At 41.5% G+C, this 25,879-nt stretch carries 19 protein-coding genes; 10 read left to right on the top strand and 9 right to left on the bottom strand.

Going from position 1 to position 25,879, the window contains the following annotated elements; genetic code table 11:
• Positions 1-79 precede the first annotated feature (79 nt).
• Positions 80-2,986: a methyl-accepting chemotaxis protein gene (locus RM552_RS08995; RefSeq protein WP_311368494.1), complete on the top strand. Its 2,907-nt coding sequence runs from the start codon at positions 80-82 to the stop codon at positions 2,984-2,986.
• A 44-nt stretch (positions 2,987-3,030) separates the two neighbouring features.
• On the opposite strand, the gene RM552_RS08990 is transcribed toward RM552_RS08995, so the two are convergent.
• Together RM552_RS08990 and RM552_RS08985 are read right to left on the bottom strand one after the other, a co-directional pair.
• On the bottom strand, positions 3,031-4,233 hold the full coding sequence (locus RM552_RS08990; protein WP_311368493.1) for a DUF3500 domain-containing protein: 1,203 nt from the start codon (positions 4,231-4,233) through the stop codon (positions 3,031-3,033).
• Between the two features lie 119 nt (positions 4,234-4,352).
• Positions 4,353-6,380: an oxidoreductase gene (locus RM552_RS08985; protein ID WP_311368492.1), complete on the bottom strand. Its 2,028-nt coding sequence runs from the start codon at positions 6,378-6,380 to the stop codon at positions 4,353-4,355.
• A gap of 193 nt (positions 6,381-6,573) precedes the next feature.
• Between RM552_RS08985 and RM552_RS08980 the strand changes: the two genes are divergently transcribed.
• From RM552_RS08980 to RM552_RS08970, 3 genes are read left to right on the top strand one after another with little or no spacing between them, the layout of a single operon-like run.
• Positions 6,574-7,623: a C4-dicarboxylate TRAP transporter substrate-binding protein gene (locus RM552_RS08980; protein WP_311368491.1), complete on the top strand. Its 1,050-nt coding sequence runs from the start codon at positions 6,574-6,576 to the stop codon at positions 7,621-7,623.
• Positions 7,616-8,101 (top strand): TRAP transporter small permease, encoded by a 486-nt coding sequence (locus RM552_RS08975; RefSeq protein ID WP_311368490.1) that lies wholly within the window; start codon positions 7,616-7,618, stop codon positions 8,099-8,101. The genes RM552_RS08980 and RM552_RS08975 overlap by 8 nt, the downstream gene beginning before the upstream one ends.
• Positions 8,098-9,378 (top strand): TRAP transporter large permease, encoded by a 1,281-nt coding sequence (locus RM552_RS08970; RefSeq protein WP_311368489.1) that lies wholly within the window; start codon positions 8,098-8,100, stop codon positions 9,376-9,378. The genes RM552_RS08975 and RM552_RS08970 overlap by 4 nt, the downstream gene beginning before the upstream one ends.
• Positions 9,379-9,397: 19 nt before the next feature.
• Here RM552_RS08970 and RM552_RS08965 read toward each other — a convergent pair whose 3' ends face one another.
• Complete coding sequence (locus RM552_RS08965) at positions 9,398-9,526, bottom strand: hypothetical protein (RefSeq protein WP_311368488.1); 129 nt, start codon at positions 9,524-9,526, stop codon at positions 9,398-9,400.
• Between the two features lie 100 nt (positions 9,527-9,626).
• Here RM552_RS08965 and RM552_RS08960 point away from each other — a divergent pair, with 100 nt between their 5' ends.
• Complete coding sequence (locus RM552_RS08960) at positions 9,627-12,038, top strand: hypothetical protein (RefSeq protein ID WP_311368487.1); 2,412 nt, start codon at positions 9,627-9,629, stop codon at positions 12,036-12,038.
• Between the two features lie 115 nt (positions 12,039-12,153).
• Here the strand turns inward: RM552_RS08960 and RM552_RS08955 are convergent, their stop codons facing one another.
• Both RM552_RS08955 and RM552_RS08950 read right to left on the bottom strand, forming a co-directional pair.
• Entirely contained in the window at positions 12,154-13,386 is a 1,233-nt protein-coding gene (locus RM552_RS08955; RefSeq protein WP_432277206.1) for an acyltransferase family protein, read from the bottom strand.
• Positions 13,387-13,424: 38 nt separating this feature from the next.
• On the bottom strand, positions 13,425-14,057 hold the full coding sequence (locus tag RM552_RS08950; protein WP_311368485.1) for a CIA30 family protein: 633 nt from the start codon (positions 14,055-14,057) through the stop codon (positions 13,425-13,427).
• Between the two features lie 187 nt (positions 14,058-14,244).
• On the opposite strand from RM552_RS08950, the gene RM552_RS08945 reads away from it, so the two are divergent.
• Positions 14,245-15,855, top strand: a complete 1,611-nt coding sequence (locus RM552_RS08945; protein WP_311368484.1) for an RNA polymerase sigma factor — start codon at positions 14,245-14,247, stop codon at positions 15,853-15,855.
• A 59-nt stretch (positions 15,856-15,914) separates the two neighbouring features.
• Here RM552_RS08945 and RM552_RS08940 read toward each other — a convergent pair whose 3' ends face one another.
• A complete protein-coding gene (locus RM552_RS08940) occupies positions 15,915-18,383 on the bottom strand; it encodes a DUF305 domain-containing protein (protein WP_311368483.1) in 2,469 nt (822 codons plus the stop codon).
• A gap of 295 nt (positions 18,384-18,678) precedes the next feature.
• On the opposite strand from RM552_RS08940, the gene RM552_RS08935 reads away from it, so the two are divergent.
• The 3 genes from RM552_RS08935 to RM552_RS08925 all read left to right on the top strand — a co-directional run bounded on the left by RM552_RS08935 (position 18,679) and on the right by RM552_RS08925 (position 22,760).
• A complete protein-coding gene (locus tag RM552_RS08935; protein WP_311368482.1) occupies positions 18,679-20,310 on the top strand; it encodes an FMN-binding glutamate synthase family protein in 1,632 nt (543 codons plus the stop codon).
• A gap of 201 nt (positions 20,311-20,511) precedes the next feature.
• Positions 20,512-21,558, top strand: coding sequence for an acyltransferase family protein (locus RM552_RS08930; protein ID WP_311368481.1), 1,047 nt, complete (start codon positions 20,512-20,514; stop codon positions 21,556-21,558).
• Between the two features lie 23 nt (positions 21,559-21,581).
• On the top strand, positions 21,582-22,760 hold the full coding sequence (locus tag RM552_RS08925; RefSeq protein ID WP_311368480.1) for a serine hydrolase domain-containing protein: 1,179 nt from the start codon (positions 21,582-21,584) through the stop codon (positions 22,758-22,760).
• Positions 22,761-22,803: 43 nt separating this feature from the next.
• On the opposite strand, the gene RM552_RS08920 is transcribed toward RM552_RS08925, so the two are convergent.
• Positions 22,804-24,069 carry an SMP-30/gluconolactonase/LRE family protein gene (locus RM552_RS08920; protein ID WP_311368479.1) on the bottom strand — a complete coding sequence of 422 codons (1,266 nt, stop codon included), beginning with the start codon at positions 24,067-24,069 and terminating at the stop codon, positions 22,804-22,806.
• 303 nt (positions 24,070-24,372) lie between these two features.
• On the opposite strand from RM552_RS08920, the gene RM552_RS08915 reads away from it, so the two are divergent.
• Positions 24,373-25,089: a hypothetical protein gene (locus RM552_RS08915; RefSeq protein WP_311368478.1), complete on the top strand. Its 717-nt coding sequence runs from the start codon at positions 24,373-24,375 to the stop codon at positions 25,087-25,089.
• A gap of 119 nt (positions 25,090-25,208) precedes the next feature.
• Here RM552_RS08915 and RM552_RS08910 read toward each other — a convergent pair whose 3' ends face one another.
• Together RM552_RS08910 and RM552_RS08905 are read right to left on the bottom strand one after the other, a co-directional pair.
• The gene (locus RM552_RS08910) at positions 25,209-25,397 is read right to left on the bottom strand and encodes a helix-turn-helix transcriptional regulator (protein ID WP_311368477.1); all 189 of its coding nucleotides are present in this window, start codon (positions 25,395-25,397) and stop codon (positions 25,209-25,211) included.
• Positions 25,394-25,810 (bottom strand): hypothetical protein, encoded by a 417-nt coding sequence (locus RM552_RS08905; RefSeq protein WP_311368476.1) that lies wholly within the window; start codon positions 25,808-25,810, stop codon positions 25,394-25,396. Before RM552_RS08905 ends, RM552_RS08910 begins: the two co-directional genes overlap by 4 nt.
• Positions 25,811-25,879: the final 69 nt, after the last annotated feature.

Genomic DNA, 25,879 nt, shown 5'->3' with positions numbered 1-25,879 from the left:
CGATACCATCCAAGGAGAGGTTTGTTGCCTCGAGAATTTCGCTTTCTCACACTTTTTCGGATCGTTCGTTGGAAACAAAATGACATATTTTCAAAAACAATTAGCATCACTCAAAACTTTGAATTCAGAAAAATCATTAAAAAAGCCTATAACGCTCAAATTTTTAATCGCGGGATTAGTGCCGATGGTCTTGATAAGTGTAATAGCGTTGTGGCTTTTGTCTAGCGCAGCGACCAACCTGGTGCATCAAAACTTAAGCGCAATCAAAGAAAACAAAGCGTTTATTATCGAAAGTTACGGCGATACTATAGTAAATCAAGTCTTGACCGCTTCAGCAGATCCAAACACGGTAAGCGGGTTAATTATTTTATCAAGATCATTTAATGAAGTGTTTGATGATGCCTTTGATCAAACCGACATGGAACAATACGATTATGATGAAGAACTTTATGCTGATGCATTACGAGCAGATCTAGCTCAGTATTATAACAACGAATTCGCTGTGCAATATCGAGATTCAACAAGCGGTAAAAACATCAATACAGAGAATTTGTTAAATAACTTGACCAACACCGCTCTGGCTTTGCAACATGCATATATTTTTGATAACCCAGCTCCCTTGGGCTCAAAACACGAAATGTACAAATCCAAATTAGATTTAAGCTATGACCTTAACCACGACCGAATCCATTTAACGTTTGAACCCTATTTAGACAAATTTGGGTACTATGATATTTTTCTTGTAGACAATAAAGGCAATGTTGTTTATTCAGTTTATAAAGAACTCGACTATGCAACTAATTTGCTAAGTGGGCCTTACCGCGAAAGCGGTCTGGCTGAAGCCTTTAGAGCCTCCAAAGACTTAACAGGGCCAAACCAATACGTACTGATTGATTATGCTCAATACACTCCCTCGTATGAAGCGCCGGCTAGTTTTATTGCTTCACCCGTTTATAAATACGGAAATCAAGTTGGTAGCCTGATTTTTCAAATGCCACTTGATACCATCTCTTCTATAATGTCACAACGAAAAGGACTGGGCGAAACAGCCGAGGTTTATCTTGTTGGTCCGGACATGCTACCACGTTCAGATTCGTATAAAATGCCTGAAAAATATAACGTAGATGTTGCTTTCAGAGCAGGAAATACGGTTGAGTCAGAAGCAATCGAAGCGGCATTAGACGATCAAAGCGGCGTAATTGAACAAACTAACTACCTAGGTCAGGACGTACTTGCGGGCTACATTCCAGTTGCTTTTGGTAATTTACAATGGGCAATGATTGCCGAAATTGAACAATCTGAAGCCTATGCATCAATCACTCGACTCATCTGGATAATATTGTCTGTATGTTTGATAGCCGTTATCGCTATATCTTATTTTGCGATTCGTGTTGCTGACAAGCTAATCCAACCAATAGCATCTATGCAAACATCTATGACCAATATCGCTGAAAATTCTGTGTTTGGAGAGCGGGTTAATATTGATAGAGAAGACGAAATAGGTCAATCTGCTAACAGTTTCAATCAGCTTTTATCAAGTATCGAAACCTCAATAAATGAAACTAACCAAGTCGTTTCTGCAATGGCTCAAGGCGATTTTAGTAAACGCGTTGAATCCGACTTTAAAGGTGATTTGCTCACACTTAAACGAGGCGTTAACAATAGTGCATCAGCAATGGGCGGCTCTATTAAAGACGTCAACAGAGTGGTAAACGCGCTTGCAATGGGCAATTTTAATCAAACCATAGACAGCGAACTAAGCGGTGAACTTGGTACCTTAAAAGACAACGTAAACACATCGATCACCAGCATGAAATCAGCAATGCAGGAAATTAATGAACTTATCAGAGCGATGAGTAAAGGCGACTTTAAGTATAAAGTCGAAGGCGAATTGCAAGGTGATTATGCTAGCCTCGTTGAGCAGGCAAATCTAGCCATGCAAGCAGTAGACAGCGCCGTAACGGAGATTGATACCGTTATGTCTGATGTAGCAGCAGGGCAACTCAAATCGCGTATTGAAAAACCTTTGCCAGGTCAGCTCGAACAAATCAAAGAGAATGTGAACACCTCATTAAGTGTCGTAGAAAAAGTATTCCAAGAAACAGAAACAGCACTATCGGCAATTTCTGAGGGTATACTTTATGAACGCATAAATACAGACTTCCCAGGTCAATTTAATCATCTGAAAACGAGTACCAACAACACGCTAAATAAGTTGATTGAGGTAGTGAGCGAAATTTCAAACTCTTCTAGTGCCGTCAATGCCAATGCAATGGAATTGCTACAAGGTAATAATCAACTCAGTGATAGAACTGTAGAACAATCATCCAACTTAGATAGAACTGCTTCAAGTATGGATGAGATCACGGTAACGGTTAGGCATACCGAAGAAAATGCAAGACATGCCAATAAAATTGCTAATCAAGCCAAAGAATCGGCAGTAAAAGGTGGACAAATTGTTACCCAAGCCATAGACGCAATGCAGGATATCAATGTAGCGAGTAATAAAATATCTGACATCATTGGCGTCATCGATTCAATTGCGTTCCAAACGAACTTGTTAGCCCTTAATGCTGCTGTTGAAGCGGCGCGAGCAGGAGAACAAGGGCGTGGCTTTGCAGTAGTTGCTTCTGAAGTCAGGAACCTGGCTGGTAGAAGTGCAAATGCAGCCAAAGAGATTAAGAGTCTTATTAACGATACGGTTGATAAAGTCGATGTGGGTTCAGAGCTGGTGAGCCAATCTGGCAGTACTTTGGATCAAATTATTCAACAAGTCGAAAATGTTGACCAAATTGTGAGTGAAATTTCAAACGCAGCGTCAGAGCAAAGTCAGGGCGTGAAAGAAATTCATCAAGCGGTTGAGTCTATCAAAACGCTAACTCAACAAAACACAGGTATGGTTGAAGAAGGCACTGCGGCGAGTGAAAACTTAAAAAATAAAGCTCAAGGCATGAATCAATTGATGGAATTCTTTAAGACTGCCTAAAATCATCATTTGGGTCTTTAAGGACGGCGTCTTTGCAACTAGCATCAATGCTTATGGTTGCTAAGATGCTGTTTTAACAAGTCTTTCCCATAGTCATTTCCATTTGGTGTGCGCACTATTACATGAATATGGTCACGTGTTGGGACACCTCGTTCGTTGAGCATTCTCGTTCCTACCGGTTTTTGATGGTCGAACTCAATCAAAATAACAGGGCTATGAATACGATAGTAAAACACACTATCGTCTTTAACCTCGCCAATCCACGAGAACCATGTATTGTCAATATGAGAGCGCACTTGTTCCATGCGAATGTCTGAATGACCTTCCTTCATGTTATCAACATACAATTGTACCAAATCTAGCAACATTGACTGGTGTTTCTTTTCCATTTTAGCTGCTTTAAGGCCTGCATAATCAAGCTCTAGATTATCTTCGTGCGCGCCAGCAAGCATGTCGTCTTTGACTTTTCGAGAACTTAACGTAGCCATTTTTTGTTGCGACTCAGAAAGAGACTGCATAAAAGCAATTCCCATATCTTGCTCGGCTTGTAAAATGCTATTGCCTTTGTATTTGCCAGTAGTAGCCACTGCAGGCTCCGCGCCAAGAAAAGTAGGCGTCATCACAACCTGATCACCCAACACAAAAAAGTTGATCACAAGGTGATGTCCATCTAACTGCCATCCCCAAGGTTTGTTGTTATCAGGGATCCCCATAATAGTTAAAAAATACAAATCTTCATCCAAAAAACCATGTCCGTTTAATTCAGATAAAGTCTTATCTGTTTTCATTATATCTTTACTCAAACTAAGTCCTTTGGCGCTCAGTGATGTTTTAAAGATTTCCCAAGCTGCTGCCTTTTGTTCTTTATTCATCTCTTTTAAACTTAATCCTTGACGAACATATATACCATTATCAACATTAAACCATCGCCGCCATTCAGGGTCGTCAATAGCAAACTGTGTACGTATCAACTCAGGAGTAGACAGTAGTTGGAGATAGGCCTTAGCTGCTTTAACAATAGGCGCTGTGGTGACGCCTGTCGCGCCAACCTTAAATAGATCAGCTTCTATTCCGTCGCTTGTACTTACTCCCTTGAAGGGTTCAGCAAGTGCTTTTTTTTCAATATCTGCGAAGTACTTTTTTACCGCTAAAAAACGGTCTGTGTATTCATCTGGCTCATTTGAATAAGCGAGCGTAGTAACAAACATTCCCAAAAGGCAGGTTAAAATGATTGGCATCTTGTACATGGTAACTCCGTTAGCATTGAACCCGCGTATTTTTTCTTTTTATTATAGATTTTGTAGTATTCGTTATTTACTACAAAGTAGCAAAAAAATCTTCATACATGCATGTAATCACAGTTTGACTATATTGCAGCGGCTAACTCAGCGCCCTGACGTATCGCTCTTTTTGCGTCAAGTTCGGCAGCAACATCAGCCCCACCAATCACATTTACGTGCAGACCCACAGCTTCTAAACTCTCCTTTAGGTCACGCAGGGGTTCTTGCCCAGCGCAAACAATTATATTGTCGACTTCAAGCACTTTTGGTTTGTCGTTAATCGTGATGTGCAAACCTTCGTCATCGATTTTTTCGTAACTGACGCCATTCATCATTTGTACATTATGATTAACAAGTGACGCTCGATGGATCCAACCTGTGGTTTTACCCAAACCTTTACCTACTTTTGTAGTTTTACGCTGCAATAAAAATACCTGCCGCGGCGGCTCATGCAAGTCTTTTTCAATCAGTGCCCCTGGGTTTTTATATTCTTTGTCGATACCCCAATGGGCTAACCATTTATCTAGGTCAGTCGTCAAATTCTGCTGTTCTACTAGAAATTCCGACACATCAAAGCCAATACCACCTGCACCAATAACGGCTACTTTTTTACCCACAGGCTTATGGTCACGCAATACATCCAAATAACTCATGACTTTGGCATGCTCGCTTCCCGGAATAGTCAATTCACGTGGTTTAATACCCGTAGCCATAACTACCTCATCAAATTCTAGTGGGGCTAAAAGTGCAGCATCGACAGTGGTTTCAAGATGCAAATGCACACCAGTGACTTCAATTCGTCGTGAGTAATAGCGCAATGTTTCGTAGAATTCTTCTTTACCCGGTATTTGTTTAGCGTAATTAAACTGTCCACCTATTTCACTCCCTTGATCATACAAATGCACTTGATGACCGCGCTCCGCAGCATAAGTTGCAAAGGCCAAGCCAGCAGGGCCGGCACCAATAACAGCAATCTTTTTAGGTGCTGCAACGGTTTTAAAAATAAGCTCAGTTTCGTAACACGCTTGCGGATTAACTAAACAACTTATTGGTTTGCGTTCAAAACCATGATCCAAGCAGGCTTGATTGCATGCAATACATGTATTAATCAGGTCGGCTTCGTTACGCATAGCTTTTGCGACAAATTCTGCATCCGCTAAAAATGGCCGCGCCATCGAGACCATGTCAGCATGCCCCTCGGCCAAGACCGATTCACCAATCTCTGGTGTGTTGATGCGATTAGTGGTAATTAGTGGAATTGACACCTCTGACTTCATGCGTTTGGTAATCCAAGTAAAGGCTGCCCGTGGGACTGAGGTGGCAATGGTGGGGACTCGAGCTTCGTGCCAACCGATGCCGGTATTAATGAGGGTAGCACCGGCTTGTTCGATTTGTTTGGCCAAATAAACCACTTCTTCCCAAGGCGCGCCACCTTCAACTAAATCGAGCATCGACAAGCGATAAATGATAATAAAGTCGCTACCAACTTTTTCGCGAGTTTGTCGCACAATCTCAACCGCCATGCGAGCTCTATTTTCTAAATTTCCTCCCCATTCATCATCACGTTGGTTGGTGCGTTCGCAAAAAAACTGATTTATTAAATAACCTTCCGAGCCCATCACTTCAACCCCGTCGTAACCGGCCATTTTTGCGTAATTTGCGCAGTCAACATAGTCTTTAATAGTGCTATTAATACCTCGTGAAGATAATGCTTTAGGCTTAAAAGGAGAAATCGGTGATTTTTGCGCCGACGCCGAAACCGCCAACGGATGATAACCATAGCGCCCAGAATGTAAAATTTGCATACATATTTTACCGCCGGCTTCGTGCACTGCATCGGTAACTACCTTGTGCTTTTTTGCATGACGGCTACTGCTCATACGTGCCGCAAAAGGCCCCAACCAACCAGCCACATTTGGGCTAACACCACCGGTTACAATTAAGCCAGCGCCTCCTCTTGCGCGCTCAGCATAAAAAGCCGCTAACTTCTTAAAGCCGCCTTTTTGCTCCTCTAAACCAAGGTGCATTGAGCCCATTAATGTACGATTGCGCAAGGTAGTAAAACCTAAGTCTAGGGGTTCGAGTAAATGTGGATAAGCAGAGTGGGCTGGCATGTTCTTGTTTCCTTGATCGAAAGAGTCAACAGACCCTCATTATAGTTGGATATTGATATGTGCGCTCTTTTATTAAGGATCAGGTATTCGAACTGTTATTGTTTGTAGACAAGCTTTGCATCAAACACCCAAGTAACCTATTCTTAGTGGTACAACTCTCTAATGTTTGTCCGCAGCGACGCTAAGAATAACGATGTTAAAAATAACGCTACTAAAAATAACAAAGTTAAGCATGTTCACTGTCACTGTTTGTTTTTTACTATTTACCAGTGCTTGTCAGCAGCAAAAAACCGAAGAAGATTTCAGCATTACTTTGCGCTTGAGTCATGTTTTTAATGTCAACGAAGAGCTTGCGCAATCAATCGAATTGGTCGCTGAGCGAATTCATACCAAAACCAATGGCGCCGTTCGGGTATTAACCTACCCGGGAGCACAAATTGCGGCTTATAAAGATGGCGTAGAAATGGTCGCCCGCGGTGCTTATTTTATTTCAGTTGAAGACCCATCATACATTGGCGACTATGTGCCAGAATTTACCGCGCTAGTTGGCCCTATGCTTTATAATAATTTTGACGAGTACATGGAAATTATCAAAACACCTATGGTGAAAAGCTGGGTAAATAAACTCGAAGACAAAGGTATAAAAGTTCTATCATTACAATATATATTTGGTTTTCGTAATTTAATCACCGACCGTGTTGTAACCAAGCCCGAAGATTTATCGGGTGTAAAGCTAAGAACCCCGGGCAGTAATTTATTTATACAAACCATTAATGCCATGGGTGCAAACGCCACACCCTTGCCTTGGGGAGAAACCTTCAGCGCGTTGCAACAGGGCGTTGTTGATGGCCTTGAAGGCTCAGAATTTACTAATTTAGGCACAAAGGTATACGAAACGGGTAAAAAAAATGTGGCGTTTACTAATCATTTTTTAGGCACGTGTGGCGTATATATATCCACAGAAGTTTGGGCAAAAATACCGCCTAAATATCAACAGATCATTGAACATGAGTTTGCTTATGAGGCCGAACAAATGATTGCCAATTTAAAAAACAAACATGCCCAAGTAATAAAAGACCTCGAAGCTAATGGCGTACAGTTTAATGATATCGACCGCGAAGCCTTTGAAGCCCGAACCGTCACATTGTACGACGGCGAATTAAAAGGCGTTACGCTCGACATGTACGAGCAAATCCAAACAGAGCTTACCAAAATAAGAGCTAAGGCCGCAGATAATGAATAAGCTAAAGTATTTTTTCAGGCACTTTGAAGAAATTGTATGCAGTTGCTTTTTGGTTACCATGATCACACTAGTGATTATTAATGTATTTTTACGTTATCTGTTTAGTTACTCTATTTTTTGGGCCGAAGAAGTGGCCACAATTTGTTTTGTTTGGTGCGTGTTTGTCGGAGCTAGCGCTACCTATAAACATAAAATGGATATGGGTATAGATATTCTCATCACAAAAACACCGCCCACAATCGAAAAGGCGGTTCGGTTTGGCACGGGGCTGCTGCTATTAGCACTCAACGGCTACATTTTTTATATGGCCATCGTGTTTACAAAAATTGCTTGGGTCAAACCTACGGCTGTATTAGGCATAAGTTCAGCCGCGCTAAATTCGGCGCTGGTAGTAGGCTTTGGCCTAATTACTTTCTATACCATTAGATTTTTATATCGAGACATTCTGAAGTTTTTGAATAAGGCTGAAGCAGCATGATTTATTTACCTATTCTCATTCTATTTGTCCTCTACTTTTTGGGTATACCCATTGCGTATGCGCTGTTTGGCTCAGCTATTTTCTATTTTACTTTTTATGATGCCGGTATGCCGCCCGACTTAGTACTGCAAAAATTCATTACTTCTGCAGCTTCTTTCCCATTGCTGGCGATACCGTTTTTTGTCATGGCGGGTTCGGTGATGAATTATTCTGGGATAAGCAAAAAACTCATGCAAATGGCCGAAGTACTAACCGGTCATCTAATTGGCGGCTTGGCTCAAGTGAACGTGGTCTTGAGTACCTTTATGGGTGGTATTTCTGGCTCAGCGAATGCTGATGCTGCCATGCAAAGTAAAATATTGGTGCCACAAATGGAAAAGCGCGGATATAGCCGGCCTTTTTCAGCCGCTATTACGGCCGCGTCATCGGCTATTTCGCCAGTAATTCCGCCCGGTATAGTCATGATTATTTATGCGCTTATTGCCCAAGTTTCAGTGGCTGAATTGTTTGTGGCCGGCTACGTGCCTGGCTTATTAATGGCCGGTGCGCTCATGCTCACAGTTACGTTTATTTCGCGTAGACGAAAATACAAACCCTCCAGAGACAAACGTGCTACTTGGGGTGAAATCGGTTTACAGTTTAAAGATTCAATTTGGTCACTATCTTTGCCCTTTGGCATTATTTTAGGTTTACGCTTTGGCCTATTTACCCCCACTGAAGCCGGCGCCATGGCGGTATTGGCGTCAATATTGATTGGCATATTTGTTTACAAAGAGCTTAAATTTAGTCACATAAAGCCTATCTTACTCGACACCATCTACGGCACAGGCACCGTGGTGTTAATTATCATTTCAGCTTCAGTCTTCGGTTACTACTTAAACTGGGAACGCATTCCGCAAGAGCTCACCCAAATGCTACTTAGCCTTACCGATAACAAATACACAATGCTAGGTATTATTAACGTATTTTTGTTATTAATTGGCATGGTATTAGAGGGCGGTGCTGCATTGATTATTATTGCGCCATTGCTAGTACCTGTTGTGGTCGCACTTGGTGTTGACCCAGTGCACTTTGGTATGATCATGATAGTGAATATTATGATTGGTGGTGTGACGCCTCCATTTGGTTCGATGATGTTTACCACATGCTCGGTCACCAAAGTACCTGTTGCTCACTTTATGCGAGAAATTTGGCCTTTTATCATCGCTTTATTGATTGCTTTGGTGTTGGTGACATACGCACCAGCGATTGTGCTATTTTTGCCGAGTTTGATGTAAACACTCCGCAGTCGACGTCTTAAATGTGAAAGTTATCCCAAGTGCCTGCCATTTCGCGCACCAAATCAGGCCATTCATTATTGATTTTTTCTTTTACCAATTTAGAAACCCACCGACTTTTTGATAAGCCCGATGATTGCACAGCCACGAGCATTTTCTTCTCTACATCATCTTCCAAATATATTGGAAAAATTTTAACGCCAATGTTAACGTGAATATAAAATCCGGGTGATTACAAAGGTCCTTTAATGCAGATCATGCCAACTCGACTATTCACACTATTTTTATGCTGTGCTTTTCTAATTAATTGCGGCGGTGGTGGCGGAGGCGGTGGAGTAACTCCCGTTCCAGTCCCAACGCCACCACCTAACCAAGCCCCTAGCTTTAATAGTCCTACTGAGTTTACCTTTGCCGAAAATGAGCTTGTGCAATTTGTTGTCTCAGTGAGTGACCCCGATGGCGATACGGTCACAATTAGTGATGCAGGCACAGGAGACGGAGGATTTTTTCAATTAAATACCAGTACTGGTCAGGTCACTGCACAAACACAAAATGGGGCATTTAACTTTGAAGATCCCTTAGACAGTGACCGCGACAATGTATATGTCCAAACCTTCAATTTGAATGATGGTACAACAACGGTAACTGCTACAGTCACGGTGACTATAACAAATGTCGTCGAAGCCCCCAGTTATTTAGGTGCTACAGACTTTGAGGCTGGAGAGGGGGTAATTGGGTTCGCAATTTCAGCTACCGACAATGATTCTAGTGTATTAGAGTTTGCTCTTAGTGGCGCCGATGCAGGTGCATTTACGATTGCTGATGGCGGTCTTAATTTTAACGATTCTCCCGACTTTGAAAGTCCGGCAGATGCTGATATGAATAATGTGTATGAGGTAGTCCTTTCCATTACTAATTCTGAAGCAACAATTGAAGTCAATTTGACTGCCACCATTACTAATGTTGATGAACCTCCAGTATGTCAAAGCGCTGAATCATTCACAATAGCCGAAAATGCAAGCGGTGAAATCTACAGATTCACGGCAACAGATCCAGAAGGGGATGCCTTTACCTTTGAAAATTTTGTTGTAACAGCCGAAAATTTGTTATTTGACAGTATAAGTTTAGATTCTGGCACTGGCGCAGTAACGCTGTCGAATCCAATAGATTTTGAAGCCCTAACCAATCCAGTAGGGCAGCTTAGTGTATCGGTTGGTGAGGTTATGTGTAGTGCCGAATTTACAGTTCTCGATTTAATAGGAACTGCAACGTCTGGTCTTAAATTACTTGGCGGCGCGGTAAATATTGAACCCATTGGCGATGTTGATGGTGACGGCATAAATGATCTGTGGATGACGACCCAAGTGGGAGATGACCTAGAAGGTCTTGTCGTATTTGGTGACTATTTGGCAGATGCAATGCCTGCGGCGGTTTTAGACACTAGCACCGCCATGCAGACAGAAGTACTGCCGGTCCAAATTTCAGCGTCAATGCCTGCAGGTGGCTCGTCTAAAACTCTCACGGCCCGTGCCGTTGGTGATATCGATGGTGATAACATTGGCGAGCTTCTCGTGGCTTATTCACTTTGTGAAGGCTGCACATCACAACGTGAAATGGCTTATCTGATTTGGGGAAGCACCATACAAAATAATACAAGTAGCGGGCTTATTCTGGATGAATTGAATGCTAACCAAATACTGCCATTATCTTTTCAATCAGAGATTAGTTCAGTGCTATCTTTTGCCAGCGGCGATTTTGATGGGGATGGTCTTGCCGATATAGCCTTCGGCTTGCCAACGCCAGTTGAAGAAAGCTTTGTTGTATTTGGGGATTTTTTAGCAAGTGCAAAAGAATCTGGGACAATCGATTTAGTTGCTGCGTCACAAACCCAAGTACTAGATCTGAATATTGATTATTTAAGTTTTCCTTTTGCCGGCGAACAAATGGCCTCGGTAGAAGATATTAATAGTGATGGACTTCCGGAACTAGTATTAACTCGTTCACAGTGGGTGCAAGTTGTACATAGTTCTACTATTGCAGCGGGTCGCACAGCAGGCAATTTAAACATCGGTACTAGTTTTGATATTGAGATAAACGCAACTTCAGGCATTGAAGTACTCAGCCAGCAAGCATTTGACCTTGAAGGTGATGGTATTCCTGAAATAGCTTGGTCGATGCCAATTGGCGGGCTCGCGAATGTTGCAATTGGCTCAACCTACGCTAATACTCCCAATTCAAAGTTTGTTGATGATACCGCAAACAATTTAACTAGTAGCGCTATCTCTTCAATCAACGACCTATCAGGCGGCGGCTTTAGCGAGTTAGTGTTGACCTTGCGCACATCCGTTAGCCCTGACATTAACGAAATACGAGTCATTACAGGAGAAACCCTGACTGAAGTAGATTTAGGATTCTCTTTTGATTTATCGGCTAGCGCGCCGGGCCAGACGCTTAGTATTAGTGGTCTTACTGCTCAAGATAGCCTTGCTGCAACAGTAGCGAGCCTAGAGGATTTAGATGGAGATGGTCTTAACGAACTTATTGTGAGCGATGCCGTTCGTGGAGAGACTTATCTTATTCGAGGAGCTGATATAGCTGAAGCACTCAGTGCTGGCGAAACGTCATTAGACATGAATGCATTGTTTAACAGCGAATTATGATAAAAGTGCCAACAACAATTAATTTATATTTGATCACTTAGCACATGCCTGACAGACAGATGCAAAATCGTTTTTGCACTGTCTTGCCAAGCATTTTCTACTACAGACATTTGCTTCAGAAGCCTCTCCCGCTCCTTAGCTTCTTCAAGAAAAGGTTATACAGGACACTAGCTTTCTTTTTATGATTTAATAATTGCCCTAAAAATGAAGCCCTCACCAATAAATCGTAGCTTAACAAAGTGATTAAAAACGTTATCAAACAGATCGAGGATAATTTCACTAGCCAAGGTAGTGGCAACTCTGCAAAGGCAATTTGCAAAAAAACGACAATGGGTAAGTGAATGAGATATATCCAATAGGAGGCGTCGGTGATGTAGCTCATCAATGCATTGCGCTTCGACAAAAACGTTTTACATAAGCCAATACTTAAACGAACTAAGGACCATATCGTTAAAGCATAAACAAACATGTAAGTGACTTTTATAAGGCCGTAGTTTACAAGATTAATTTGTCCTTCATATTGCGACAGCACTAGCGTTAAGCAAACACTTGCAATACATATAATACTTTGTGTCCACGATAGATTTGCCAGCCTCTCGAAAAGTGCGGCTTGTCGATGCAATACCCACCCAAGGGCAAAACACAAACCATATAAAAAACTGACTGCAAAAACCGGTATTAGTGATTTGTCTGGGGTATCTATGCCCCAATGTTGCATGAACCATAAGCCAAATGCGCTCGGCAATGCCATTATAAAAACAAACCACGGTGTAATCAGTACTTTTTCAATAAAACGGTCGCATATAGCGCTTAATTTGCGTTTAAGTGACTCGTTTATACCCAGCAAGAACCTTAACGACAATACAGTGGCCGATATCAGTAGCAAATAATATAAAAACCAAAGATGCGTGCCAACAAGAAAACCATGTGGGAGAGTTTTTAAACTTGATAAGCCGTTTAGTAACCCTACTAAAATATCAGCTTCGCCCCGCATGCTTTCTGCACCAATATGCCAGCCAGCAATGAGCAAAGGACGTAGTAAAAACCACCCCAAAACTAGCGGTATACCGATTTGCATTAAGCGACTTTTGATAAAAGAATGCAGACCTTTTCTATGAAAACTCATATGGCTGAAAAAACCTGCAATCAGAAAAAACAAAGGCATTCGGAATGAATGACTAATTAACACAAAGCTTGGCACCACTTCGCTTGTTTGTTCATCCATCACAGCCCAACCAATATAAATAGGCATAAATGACAAAGAAGCATGAAAAACAATCCCCATGAGTAGTGCGAAGCAACGCACCGCATCCAAATAGTCTAAGCGTTCATCGTGTTGATAAGCCATCATTGCTGCCTCTTGAATACTGCGTCTAAATTAATGCCCTAGTAAAAACTGATTTCGTCAATTTCAAAATCGAAGGCGGTTTTTTTGAGACCAAATGCGACAATACTTAAGCTGTTGAGGGCTTTTGTATTGAGTTGTGTCTGTTCTGACCACATGCGTTGTAAAGAATTAAAAGGAATCGTAATTTCATGATACTTACCGTCGGTAGCAGCATTGATAACGGTGGCATGATAATCGAAGTTTTTAACATCGTTACTGTTAACCGAAATAGATACACTGCCGGTGTTTATTTTGATTCGTATGCGAAGACCTTGATAATGACTTGCATCAATTGACTGAGCTTCTCCACTTAGTAACAAAACAGTGCTAGCCCAACCAGGTTGACCCCTAGGTGGAACAACCTCACCACTCAAATGTATCTTCCCATTGCTCACTTCTTGTTGTGCTTGAGTATTGCCACCAACCACAGTGTCATTAATAAACTGACGTGGATAGCCAAAGTTGTTATTTATGCTGTTAGAGAAATTATCGATTAAAGCAGCAGGTTTTGCTGAAACCTTTTCAGTGGCACTCGCTCCAAAATGCAGTATCAACGCAAACAATGTACCGATGATAAATGTAAATTTGGTGGCAAAACGCAAAAATCTTGTACGTTTAGAATCGTGTTGCATAGGTCGTTCTCCAATAGGAATGTGATTAATGACTCGTGTTATGCTTAATAACAAATTGCATAACCGCTTAATGAATAAGTGTGTAGATGTCAAAAAAGGTGACAAAAATATTTTTTATGTAAAAACGTGTCACCTTTTCTTCCCCCACTGCCACTTATTAATTATTCACTCATTGAGGTAACAACTTATGCATATGTTTAAACAAAAAAGCGCCTTTAAAAAACTGGACGATCCAGCTTTAGTTCTGGCTTCTATCGGTGGTGATAAAGAAGCATTTTGTGAAATAGTGTCTCGTTACCAAAATTTATTATGCTCTGTCGCATATGCCTCTTTAGGCGACTTAAAACAAAGCGAAGATATTGCCCAAGACGTTTTTGTAGAAGCATGGCAAAAGCTCGATACCTTGCGAGATCCTGCAAAGCTAAAGTCATGGTTATGTGGTATTTTGCGTTTCAAAATCAGTAATCATTGCCGTAGCGAAAAAAATCAGGCGATTAAAAATGCGGATGACATTGACGCGTTAAATTTATCCAAAGTGTCAGAGTCTAGTATGGAAGATCAGGCAATCGATAAAGAACAGCAAAATCTATTGTGGAATACTCTTAGTACTATCGATGTTAACTATCGGGAACCCTTAGTGTTGTTTTATCGTGAGCAACAATCAGTCGAAAATGTCGCCAATCAGCTAGATTTGAATATTGATACAGCCAAGCAAAGGTTATCAAGGGGCCGTAAATTATTGAAAAAAGCCATGACCTCAATTATGGAAGAAGCCCTCGAGAAAAGTAAACCAGGTGCGGTATTTACCGCAGGTGTGTTTATTGTGCTTGAAGATGTGTCGAAACACACTGCGGCCGCAGTTATAGGCGCAAGCTCTATTAAAACCAGTTCATTTTTTAAATCAACTAGCCTAATTACCATCTTTGCTGCGTTTTCTGGGGTTATCAGTTCATTTTTTGGCTTAAAGGCTAGTCTGTACCAATCACGCACAGAAAACGAACGCAAATTAGCAAAAAAAGTATTTATGCTATTTATGAGTTTTGCAGCAATTTTTGTGGGCTCAATGTATGGCCTGCAATTTTTATCGGCAAGTTATCAACACTACAACCTAGCCTTTGCTGTTAGCTCGCAAATATTAGTGCTTGGATTTGTTATTAGCTATTTAATGTTGATGTCAATGATATTCAAAACAGTTGCCGAATTACGAGCACAAGAGCGCATTTTTTATCCGGAAGCTTTTGCCCGTGAAGTGGATAAACAATCTTCAAAAAAGCGCGAATACAAAAGCAGCTTGCACATATTTGGATACCCGCTTGTGCATTTTAAATTTGGTACACCTGAAATTAATGAGCCTGCAGCAAAAGGCTGGATAGCTGGCGGGAGTAAGGCTTATGGTTTGCTTTTTGCCTGGGGTGGCTTGGCAGTAGCGCCAGTTAGTGTAGGTATAATTTCGGTCGGCGTAATTACTTGTGGTGCTGTGGGCGTTGGCATCTTCAGTATTGGCACGGTAGCTATTGGTATTGTTGCTTTTGGCGCGTCGGCGGTTGCCTATAAAGCTTATGCTTCGTTATCTGCTTTGGGATGGGAAAGCGCTTTTAGTAATGGTTTTTCAATGGCGAAAGAAGCCGCTATTGGGCCAGTTGCATATGCTTCTGAAGTGAATAATGAAGCAGCCAATGCACTGTCAAATATGACTGTATTTGGTGAACACTATCAATGGATATTAATCACTATGGCCGCGTTTGTGATTGTGCCGGCCTATTTGCACTTCAATCAAGTTCGTGAGCGCATGAAGTAGTCATTGAGTCTAAAAATGAAACGCCACCGGCAACGAGAGCCGGTGGCGTTACTTATCATTTAAATTTCTTTTGCCATTTGTTTAAGCGTATCGCTTAAGGCCCTGATTGTTTTTGAAGCCTTTGCACTTTTGTCGCTTACTAATGTTTTAGCTATTTTAGTTAGCGCGCGTGAAGTTTTACGATCGCTATCATTGTTATTTAACAAGATTTCGACTTTTGCCAACAACGACTTTACACTCTCATGCTGTGCATCTGACAAAGCGTTATGTCGCGCCAATTGGTCCAAATAAGCACGAGCAACGACCGGATTGGCTGGCCACGATACAGGAAACTGCTGCTGAGGATTAAAAGTATCGCCCATATCGGCCATCTGAGCCGCCGCTATTTCGTTTTCACTTAGGTATTCACTAGGTGTTAACTCCCACACATCTAAACCACGCACAATACCCGTGCCATAAATTTTGCCGTTATACCAATATGTTGACCAATAACCGCCAATTACCATGCGTTCTTCGTGGATAGGTCCGCGGTCAAAATATGCGATTTCTATTGGATTTGCTGCATCGGTAAAGTCCATTAACGACAAACCACCTTGATACCACGCTTGAGCAAATATATCGCGACCCGGTACCGGTATAATAGAGCCGTTGTGTGCAACACAGTTTTCTGTATCAGTTTGTGGAGCAGGTACTTTGTAGTAGCTCTTAAACTCCAGTTTGCCGTCTTCGATTTCATAAATCGCATTGGCACCCCATGTGACAGGATCAGATGCTCTGCAACGTGGCTGTGTGCCACCGCCCCATTCATCGGTAAACAACACTTTTGTGCCATCATTGTTAAAGGTTGCTGAATGCCAATATGCAAAGCCTGGGTCGGTCACGTCGTCAATTCTTTTGGGCTTTTTAGGATTAGAAATATCTAAAATAATGCCGTTACCCGAACATGCGCCAGCTGCAAGCTTAGCCGAGGGAAAAACCGTTATATCATGGCATTGGTTGGTCACATTAGTACTTTGTGTGCCCTCACCATGATCACCACCTAACCATAAACCCGCTAAACGACCGTCGTCGTCAGCAAACACACCTGGACTAGAAGTAATGCGTGCACGCGCAGGGTTTTTAACAGGAATTTCAATGATATCAATTCTAAAAAGTGCGGTACGCTCATCCCCTGGTACATTACCAACACAGCCTTCCAATTCGTCACCATCGCGCACACCAGCGGTACCTGAATTATAAACCACAATGCGCTTGTCGTTCGCAGACACAACTGAATGTGTGTGAGAACCACGACAAGTTTGTACGGCGCCAACTTGTATAGGTTGAGACAAGTCAGAAATATCAAATATACGTAAACCTCTGAAACGTTCGTCGCTCACGTCTTCGTTTACACCTTGCAACCCACAATCAAGTCGGCCGCGGGTTTGCTCAACCGACATGATCAGTAAGTCGCCGACAATAGATACATCGCCTTGACCGCCAGGACACACTATAGAACTTGTCAATTCGGGCAGACCCGACGTATCTAGCTTGTAAAGGTTAAAACCGTGATAATTACCCACCGCTAAGATGTCTTTTGAAAATGCCATATCGGTATTCCAAAAGCTCAATAAAGGCCAACGTTCACCCCACTCGGTTTTAATATCGCCGCCTTCTAAATCCTCGGCGTCTTCGTCATTGGCATCTCCGTCAACGCTGCCACTTTCATCTACAGGCGGCAAATTTGAAGGGTTTTCAGGATCAAAAAAACCAGCTGGTTTGGGCAAAGACGCAAGTAAATTCAAATTTGAAATGGCTTCGCCAGCGTCTCTAAAACCCGCTGTTAACCCAACTCGTTCATCACTCGATAGATCTGCTAACATCGCGTCCATTTGTGCAATTTCGGCTTCTTGATCGTTAACGATATCAATCACAAAGTTGTACAATATAGGGTCGTAAGCCGAGCCTGATTTTTCTAACAGCTCATCAACCATATTCACCGCGCCTTCGTGATGCGGGATCATTAAATTCAAAAAGAGTCGGTCAAATTCAACACCTTCTGATTGTGCCAGTTGCGACATTTGTTCAGCCGTTGCCATGCCCATAGCTAGATGATGAGCAACATGATTGTGATGGGGGCCTTCCGTCGCTTGACCTCTGTCCTCAAGCCACGATCGCATAAAGGCAATTTCGTCCTCTTGCGCGCGCATTATACGCCCCGCAATATCGATGATTTGTGCATTATTAGTACGACCATCTACTAATAAACCCATTTCAACTGCCTGCGCGTGATGCGGTATCATGTCTTGCATAAAACTCACATCATCTGATGTAAAACTAGTGTCTGCGATATCAATCGCATCTTCAGCGGTAAGCGACCTACTAGCTTGACCAGGTGCTCCCGGCTGAATAATTTTCACTTTGGGAGTATCAACGTTAACTGTTGTTTGTTGCCCAATAGTTGCACTTACGTTGATGCTGTTAAGTGAAACCGCAATACCTAAAGCAACAAGCGTTAACGCTCGTGAATTTTTAGTAATATTTTTCATTTGAAGACCTTGGTTACGCCTTTATTCTTGTTATAGCGTTGTAATGACGAGTAATTCTCATCAGCAGATTAGAATACTTGTCTACTGCGTGTCAAACCCAAAGAAAAAAAACTGATAAAAGTGAATCTAGGCATGACACTTTCAGCTCAGCAGTATAACTTTTATGGTCTTGCAATGTTTTGCACTTATAGACGGTCTGTTTTATTGTTGAACGAAGAAAAAATATGAGCCTAGTTTATTGCATGCATACTGCCGCTTTAACCATAGCTCTTAACTACTAATAAATGAGGTATAAATGCGCACTAAAATATTCAAATGGTTGATTGGTGTTAACGTGGGCGTTGTTATTTTAGGCTTCTTGTTCACACCATTGATGTGGCTTTTAATTGTTAGCCTGCCTTTATTATTGATTGCGCTTTACGACAGCCAACAAGAAAAGCATGCCATTTTGCGTAACTTCCCATTAGTAGGTCGTGCTCGCTGGATAATAGAAGATATCCGCCCGTTTATTCAGCAGTACATTATTGAACCAGATACCGGCGGTGCGCCAATAAGTCGCATGTTCCGAAGTATTGCCTATCAACGTGCAAAAAACAGTCGCGATACCATTCCATTTGGTACGCAAATAGATACCTATAAGACTGGGTATGAATGGATAGGGCATTCGTTGTCTGCCCTTAGTATTTCTGAAATGGAAGAACTACCACGCGTGCATATTGGCGGTAAACACTGTTCACAACCTTATTCTGCTAGCATCCTCAATATTTCTGCTATGAGTTTTGGTTCACTTAGCAAACCAGCTTTATTAGCCTTAAATAAAGGTGCTAGCGACGGCGGGTTTTATCATAATACTGGCGAAGGTGGTGTTAGCCCTTATCATCTAGAGCATAGTGCTGCTGTTGTATGGCAAATTGGTACGGGGTATTTTGGTTGTCGCAATGATGAAGGGTCTTTTGACGCAGACAAATTTGCTAGCCAAGCAAAGCATGACAATATCAAAATGATAGAAATAAAACTATCACAAGGAGCAAAACCGGGTCATGGTGGTATATTACCAGCAAACAAAAATACCATAGAGATTGCAGAAATTCGAGGTGTAGAGCCGGGCACACAAGTCGATTCGCCACCTGCTCACTCAGCTTTTGATTCACCTATTGGTCTAATTAAATTTGTCCAACAGTTAAGAGAACTTAGCGGGGGTAAACCGATTGGCTTTAAGCTCGCTATTGGTCGTCGCAGCGAGTTTATGGCAATTTGCAAAGCCATGGTAGAACTTGGGATAACACCCGATTTTGTGACTGTAGATGGTGGTGAAGGTGGAACAGGCGCAGCTCCTTTGGAATACTCCAATTCTATTGGGTCTCCTTTACGTGAAGCCTTAGCTTTTGTTGACGATTGTTTAGTCGGTTTTGGTCTTCGAGATGAAGTCAAAGTGATAGCTTCAGGTAAAATAATATCAGGCTTTCATTTGGTGAAAAACTTGGCTTTAGGCGCTGATATCTGCAACAGTGCTCGCGGCATGATGTTGGCACTAGGATGTGTGCAGTCGCTATCTTGTAATACCAATGAATGCCCGACCGGGGTTGCTACACAAAACCCGGAATTATCAAAAGGTTTAGTGGCTAAAGACAAGGCTGTTAGGGTAAAGCAATTTCAACACAAAACGGTGCAAGCTACTTTAGACATTGTATCTTCCGCTGGCTTAAAAGCACCTTGCAACTTAAATCGTACACATATTTTTAGACGCGTTAGCCAAGAACAAGTAAAACGGTATGACGAAATATTTCCACATATGGAAATAGGCGGATTTTTAACAGACAAAGTCCCCAGTAAATATGAAATCGATTTTGCGGAGGCCGATGCCAGCACATTTACCCCCAAGAATACTTTGAGTAATATTAATGAAGAGGTAAAAACTCTATGCTAGTGAAGCAAACCTTTTGAAAATATGGCAGTCAGCACTACTTTAAGTTACGGATTCATACCATACAAAAATCTGCAATGTAAGCAGAACCATTCCAGCTAGGAAATAGCTGTTTATTAATTATCAATTGCAAGCTAACATTAGTAAAAGCAATATCGAGGGTGCACTATATGCCCTCATAAACAAGAAATAGAAAACGAATAAATGAATCCTAGCGAAAGAATCTATTATCTGGACCTTCTCAGAGCCATTGCCATATTGCTGGTGTTTAATGGACATACCATTTTAAGTTATGGCGCCACTGAATTTAGCAGTGGCTTTCAGTTTGGCGGCACTGGGGTCGATTTATTCTTTTTACTTTCTGGCTGGCTAATAGGAAGTCAGTTATTTTCTGAGCACCATAAATTCGGCAACATCGATATTAGAAAATTCTGGGTACGTCGCTGGCTACGCACTATGCCTGCCTATTTTACCGTGCTCCTGCTTACATTGCTGCAACTATACTTGACCAAAGACAATGTTGCTTCGCCATTACCGTATTTTACGTTTACCCAAAACTATTCTGATTTACCTTACTTTTATGTGAGTTGGTCATTGGCTGTTGAAGAGCAGTTTTACTTTGTAATAGCTCCATTAACCGCTCTATTATTATTTTTCAAACGTCCTTGGTTTGCACTGTTGGCCTTAGTCCTATTCTTATTGCTCCCTTCTTTATTTAGGTTTTTAGAAATGTACACGTCACTTAATCAAACACATGTGCGATGGGACTGCTGTTTGATGGGAGTCTTGCTCGCGTACATGCAAAAACAATATCGACAAACATGGGACCGATTTGCCAAGTATAAAACCGTAATTTGTACAGTATGCGCAGGGCTGTATATTAGTTTTTTCCTCTTCAGATGGTTTCCCCCGGTAGAAAACTACGTTGACCCATCTACACTAGTGTTAGCACTTGTTTTTGGTGGCTTTGTTTACACTGCTGTCAACTCACCAATTACGCGTTTACCTTTTGCGCATCGTTTGATTATGCATATATCAACCCGCTCTTATTCGATCTATTTGCTTCATCCGGATGTTTTGGCCATATGCAAACGTTTGATACCCGACGCCCCTATGGCGGTATACTATTTAGTGGCATTTAGCCTGACACTCTTGGTAGCAGAAGGATTATATAGAATTGTTGAAATTCCCTTTATTAATATACGTGAGAGGTATGCTATATCGCAAAGGCGACGTCTCGAAAAAAGCTAATTACACAACTTAGGATAATTACTATGTGGAAATGGATAGCTGGTCTTTTTGTTGTGCTTATTCTAGGGGTAAGCGCTTATTGGTTTAGCCTTGATAAGAGCGTTCGCTATTTGATAATGAATCAACCCAGCTCAGACAATCCGCTTTTTTGGACGACTGAGCAACGAGATGCCGCATTTAGGGCAACTGAACAACTCAAAATATTGCCTCTACGAATCATAAAAAAGGGTGAAACAACACCTCTAAAAAATGGCCCTGCCTTGAATATCGACAATGATACTTTAGCGCGATTATTCTCTAAATTACGTGCGTCTGGCCTTGTGGTATTGCACAAAGGCGAGTTGCGTTTCGAAAAATACGGCTTGGATTTTACCGTAGAAGAAAAATGGACTAGTTTTTCGGTTGCAAAGTCTTTCACCTCAACTTTGGTAGGTGCGGCGATTAAAGACGGCTACATTAACAGTTTAGATGACAAGGTGACCAATTACGTTACAGATATGCGTGGTAGTGCATACGACGATGTAACCATTGAACAACTGCTAACCATGACCTCGGGCGTGGCGTGGAATGAAAGTTATACTGACCCTAATTCAGACGTAAACCTTTTTAACACGCATGTACCCGACGATGGGATTGATGTTGTTGCAAGTTATATGCGTAAATTGCCAAGAGCCACAATAGCGGGGAGTGAGTATCGTTATAGCACCGGAGAAACTAATCTTATTGGCTTAGTAGTAAGCGAAGCGACAGGAAAACCACTGACTGAATATTTATCAGAAAAGGTATGGCAGCATATTGGTGCAGAAAAAGACGCTTCTTGGTTACTAAACACCACTGGACATGAAATAAGCGGTTGTTGTATTCAGGCTACCACTCGTGACTATGCACGATTTGGTCATTTTATTTCGCAAGGAGCAATGGTCGACGGCGAGAGTATTCTTGCTGATGGCTACTTAGCAAAAGCAACGAGTCAGCAAGCAGATTTTGGTTCTGATACTCTTAGTTATGGCTATCAATGGTGGATATACTCCAACGGTAGCTTTGACGGTCGAGGCATTTTTGGGCAGGGTATTTATATTGACCCTAAAAATGACCTTGTTATAGCCATAAACGCCAACTGGCCTGTGGCTAGTGCAAGTGAGTACTCTAGTCTGCGAAACGATCTATATGAGCTAATCCAAGCCGCAGTTGCAGATGAATAGTTATTCTAAGTTAGCAGTATTTTCGGGTATAAACACATTAGAGTTAACGAACACCATTGCTGTTCATTTGTAAGGTATACACTGAATCCATCGCAGTAATAAACAATGTGCGTTGATTTAAACCACCAAAGGTCACGTTAGCTGTCCAATCTTCAGGGACTGGAATATGCAGTACTTTTTTACCTTGTGGGTTAAATACTGTGACGCCATTCCCGGTAAGATATAGGTTGCCTTGCTGATCGATAGTCATGCCGTCTGAGCCAAGCTCGGTAAACAATCGTCGATTGCTCAGCTTACCATTTTCACCAATATCATATTTGTAGGTTTTATCAGCGCCGATATCTGCAACAAATAAGCTTTTACCATCCGCACTGCCAATAATTCCATTTGGCTTCACTAGCTCACTCGCAGCTATCACAATTGAAGTAGAATCAGGACTAATATAATAAACATTTTGTTCTGTAATTTCTTGCTCTTCATGCTGCCAATAAAGGCGCTGATAAAAAGGGTCTGTAAAATAGATTCCCCCTTTTGCATCTAGCCACAAGTCATTTGGGCCATTTAATCGCTTGCTATTAAATTGGTCGACAAGTACTGTCTTTTCACCATTTAAATCAATCTTCCATAGCTCATTTTGCTCATCGGCGCAGGCCAACAAATTGTCATCATGGTCGAAGTAAAGGCCGTTAGCACGTCCCGCTGGCTGCATAAAAACAGACACTGTATTGTCTAAAGCCGACCACTTCATTATTCTATCGTTGGGCTGATCTGTAAAAAATACATCGCCGCTTTTATTAACAGCAGGCCCCTCGGTAAACGAAAACATATCGGAAACAAGATTCAGTTTTGCACCATCTTGCACCAACTTAGATGGCGTCTCAGCTCTGAGCCCAAATGGCGTCGCTAACATAAAAAAGAGTACAGCAATTACAGCAATGGTCGAGGTAATCATTCCGGCTCGTTTTGACCTCAACCATCCTGTTAAACCAATGCTTACCAGCAAACTAAAAAAACCAATTCCATAGCCTAACAACATTCCTTTCCATAACGTCTCTACCAAACCTGTATCTGTCAATCTTGGCATTTCAGGATGCAATAGAATAATCAGTCGCCAAGATGCAATCACCGCGACTAAAAGACTGCAGGCGGCAAGGGCAGACGATGCCACTATCCAGCTTACCGATTTTTTAGACGCTGTAAAAACCACAATGGTCACTAAAATTGTTGCTGAAACACCACCTAAAAATGCGCTTACAAACGATAGCTGTTCGGCTACTGCAACAATGAATTTAGGGTTCATTTGTGTCATGTTTAGTCTCGACGTCCTAATCGCTTTTGCCTCAGAGATTAACAAATATATTATATCTTGACCAATCTATAAATTATCCTAGCATCACCTACAAAGAATATATGATTGGAGCACCAAAAGCTCAAATTGGCTTGTAGCACTTCTCATCCATTAGCATACTTAAAGTGTCAACATTATTTACACCAACCAAGCCCGATTTCTCATGATCCTATATATCATATTGAAAAGAATACTTTTTTCCTATCGGCATAAGACCTGCATACCCTAGATAGTTACAATCAAAAAAAAGAAAAAGGTGGTAAAATGAGAATAACAACTAAAAATATATTTTCTAGCTTCATAATTGTGGCATCTCTTCTAATATCGGCTTCAACAATGGCTAATATTATTGCAAGTGACAGCTTTGATTATTCGGATGGTACTATTAATGGTCAGAATGGAGGTTTTGGATGGAATGGTTCTTGGGGTGGGAGTCATAACCTTGAGAATGGGGTTGTAAAAGGCTCTAGTGTTTCGTTTAGAAACCTACAAACCAGTATATCGCATAAAGTGGGAACACGTGTTTATATTGAGTTTGATATGGCAGCTGATTCTGCACCAAATAACGATTTTTCTGGTATATCTTTTTATAATGGTGGCAATGAAGAGTTGTTTTTTGGACTATCTTTTGCAACAGATGTATATGGTATAAATTGGACCGGCTATTATAATGGCGAGACTGGACCAGCAGTCACAACAAGATTTGATAGTTTAGTTGGCGAGGTGATTTTTGGTAGCGTTGATACTATCGTAAACCTTTTTGTTAACTCTGGAGGTCAATTAACTACCCCAATAGATACCTTCACCGCCGATACCAGCTCTTTAGGAGGTTCTTGGGATAGAATTCGCATTGCTGGAAACGTACAAAGCATGTACGACAATTTGTCGATTTCTGTTGTCAACGCACCATCTACTATTGGTATTCTTTTCTTGAGCTTGGTTTTACTAAATTGTCGACGTTGCTCAACAAATATTAGTTAATTGCCAAGGAAGCGGTTACCGCTAAAACAATACTCACATGTCAAAGTAGATGCGCCGGTAGTAATTAATAAATAAGTTTTTCTAAAGGCAGCTGCATAATTGCTGCCTTTTAGTTTGCATCACTCCTCAAAAATACTTTCGATACTTGTATTAAATAAGCGTGCAATTTTGAAGGCCAATGGCAGGCTCGGGTCAAATTTGGCTTTTTCAATTGCGTTAACTGTTTGACGAGAAACATCGAGTTTTGCGGCTAAATCGGCTTGGGTCCAATCGCGCTCTGCTCGCAACACTTTAAGTCGATTTCTCATTTATATCTCCGAGTACCTATAAGCATAGAAATAAAGAAAGTGGGGCCCAAGACAAAATAGATATGAGATATTCTTGCTTCAAAAGCAAATTGAGCGCCAGCGAATGAGACAAGCTCATAACACACGCCAAATACCACCATCACACCTAAAGTAATTGCTGCAGCATCTAAAAAAACTTTTCGCCCTAGCTCATCTAAGCTTTGCAAATGTCTTATATTAGCCATTGTCATTCCTGCGCCAGCTGCAAGGTTTAATAAAATAGCAAGGATAGTTAGCGCTGTCGCGAAGTCCCATATTAACTTGGGACCAAAAGCTAATAACGCTGTGCTTACTAACCAAGTGCCTGTCCATATTGCTAAATGTTTATTCGATTGATTAATACGTTGATTAAGTGTTTGTTCGGCTTGTTTCATATTTTTTACTCTCCATTTACTGAATAATTAAAGTGAGCATTACATTAAGTAAAGTTTACTTGACTTAAA

This window comes from Glaciecola petra (assembly GCF_031846345.1).
GTDB lineage: Bacteria > Pseudomonadota > Gammaproteobacteria > Enterobacterales > Alteromonadaceae > Glaciecola > Glaciecola petra.
This window is presented reverse-complemented; position numbering and strand designations above follow the sequence as displayed.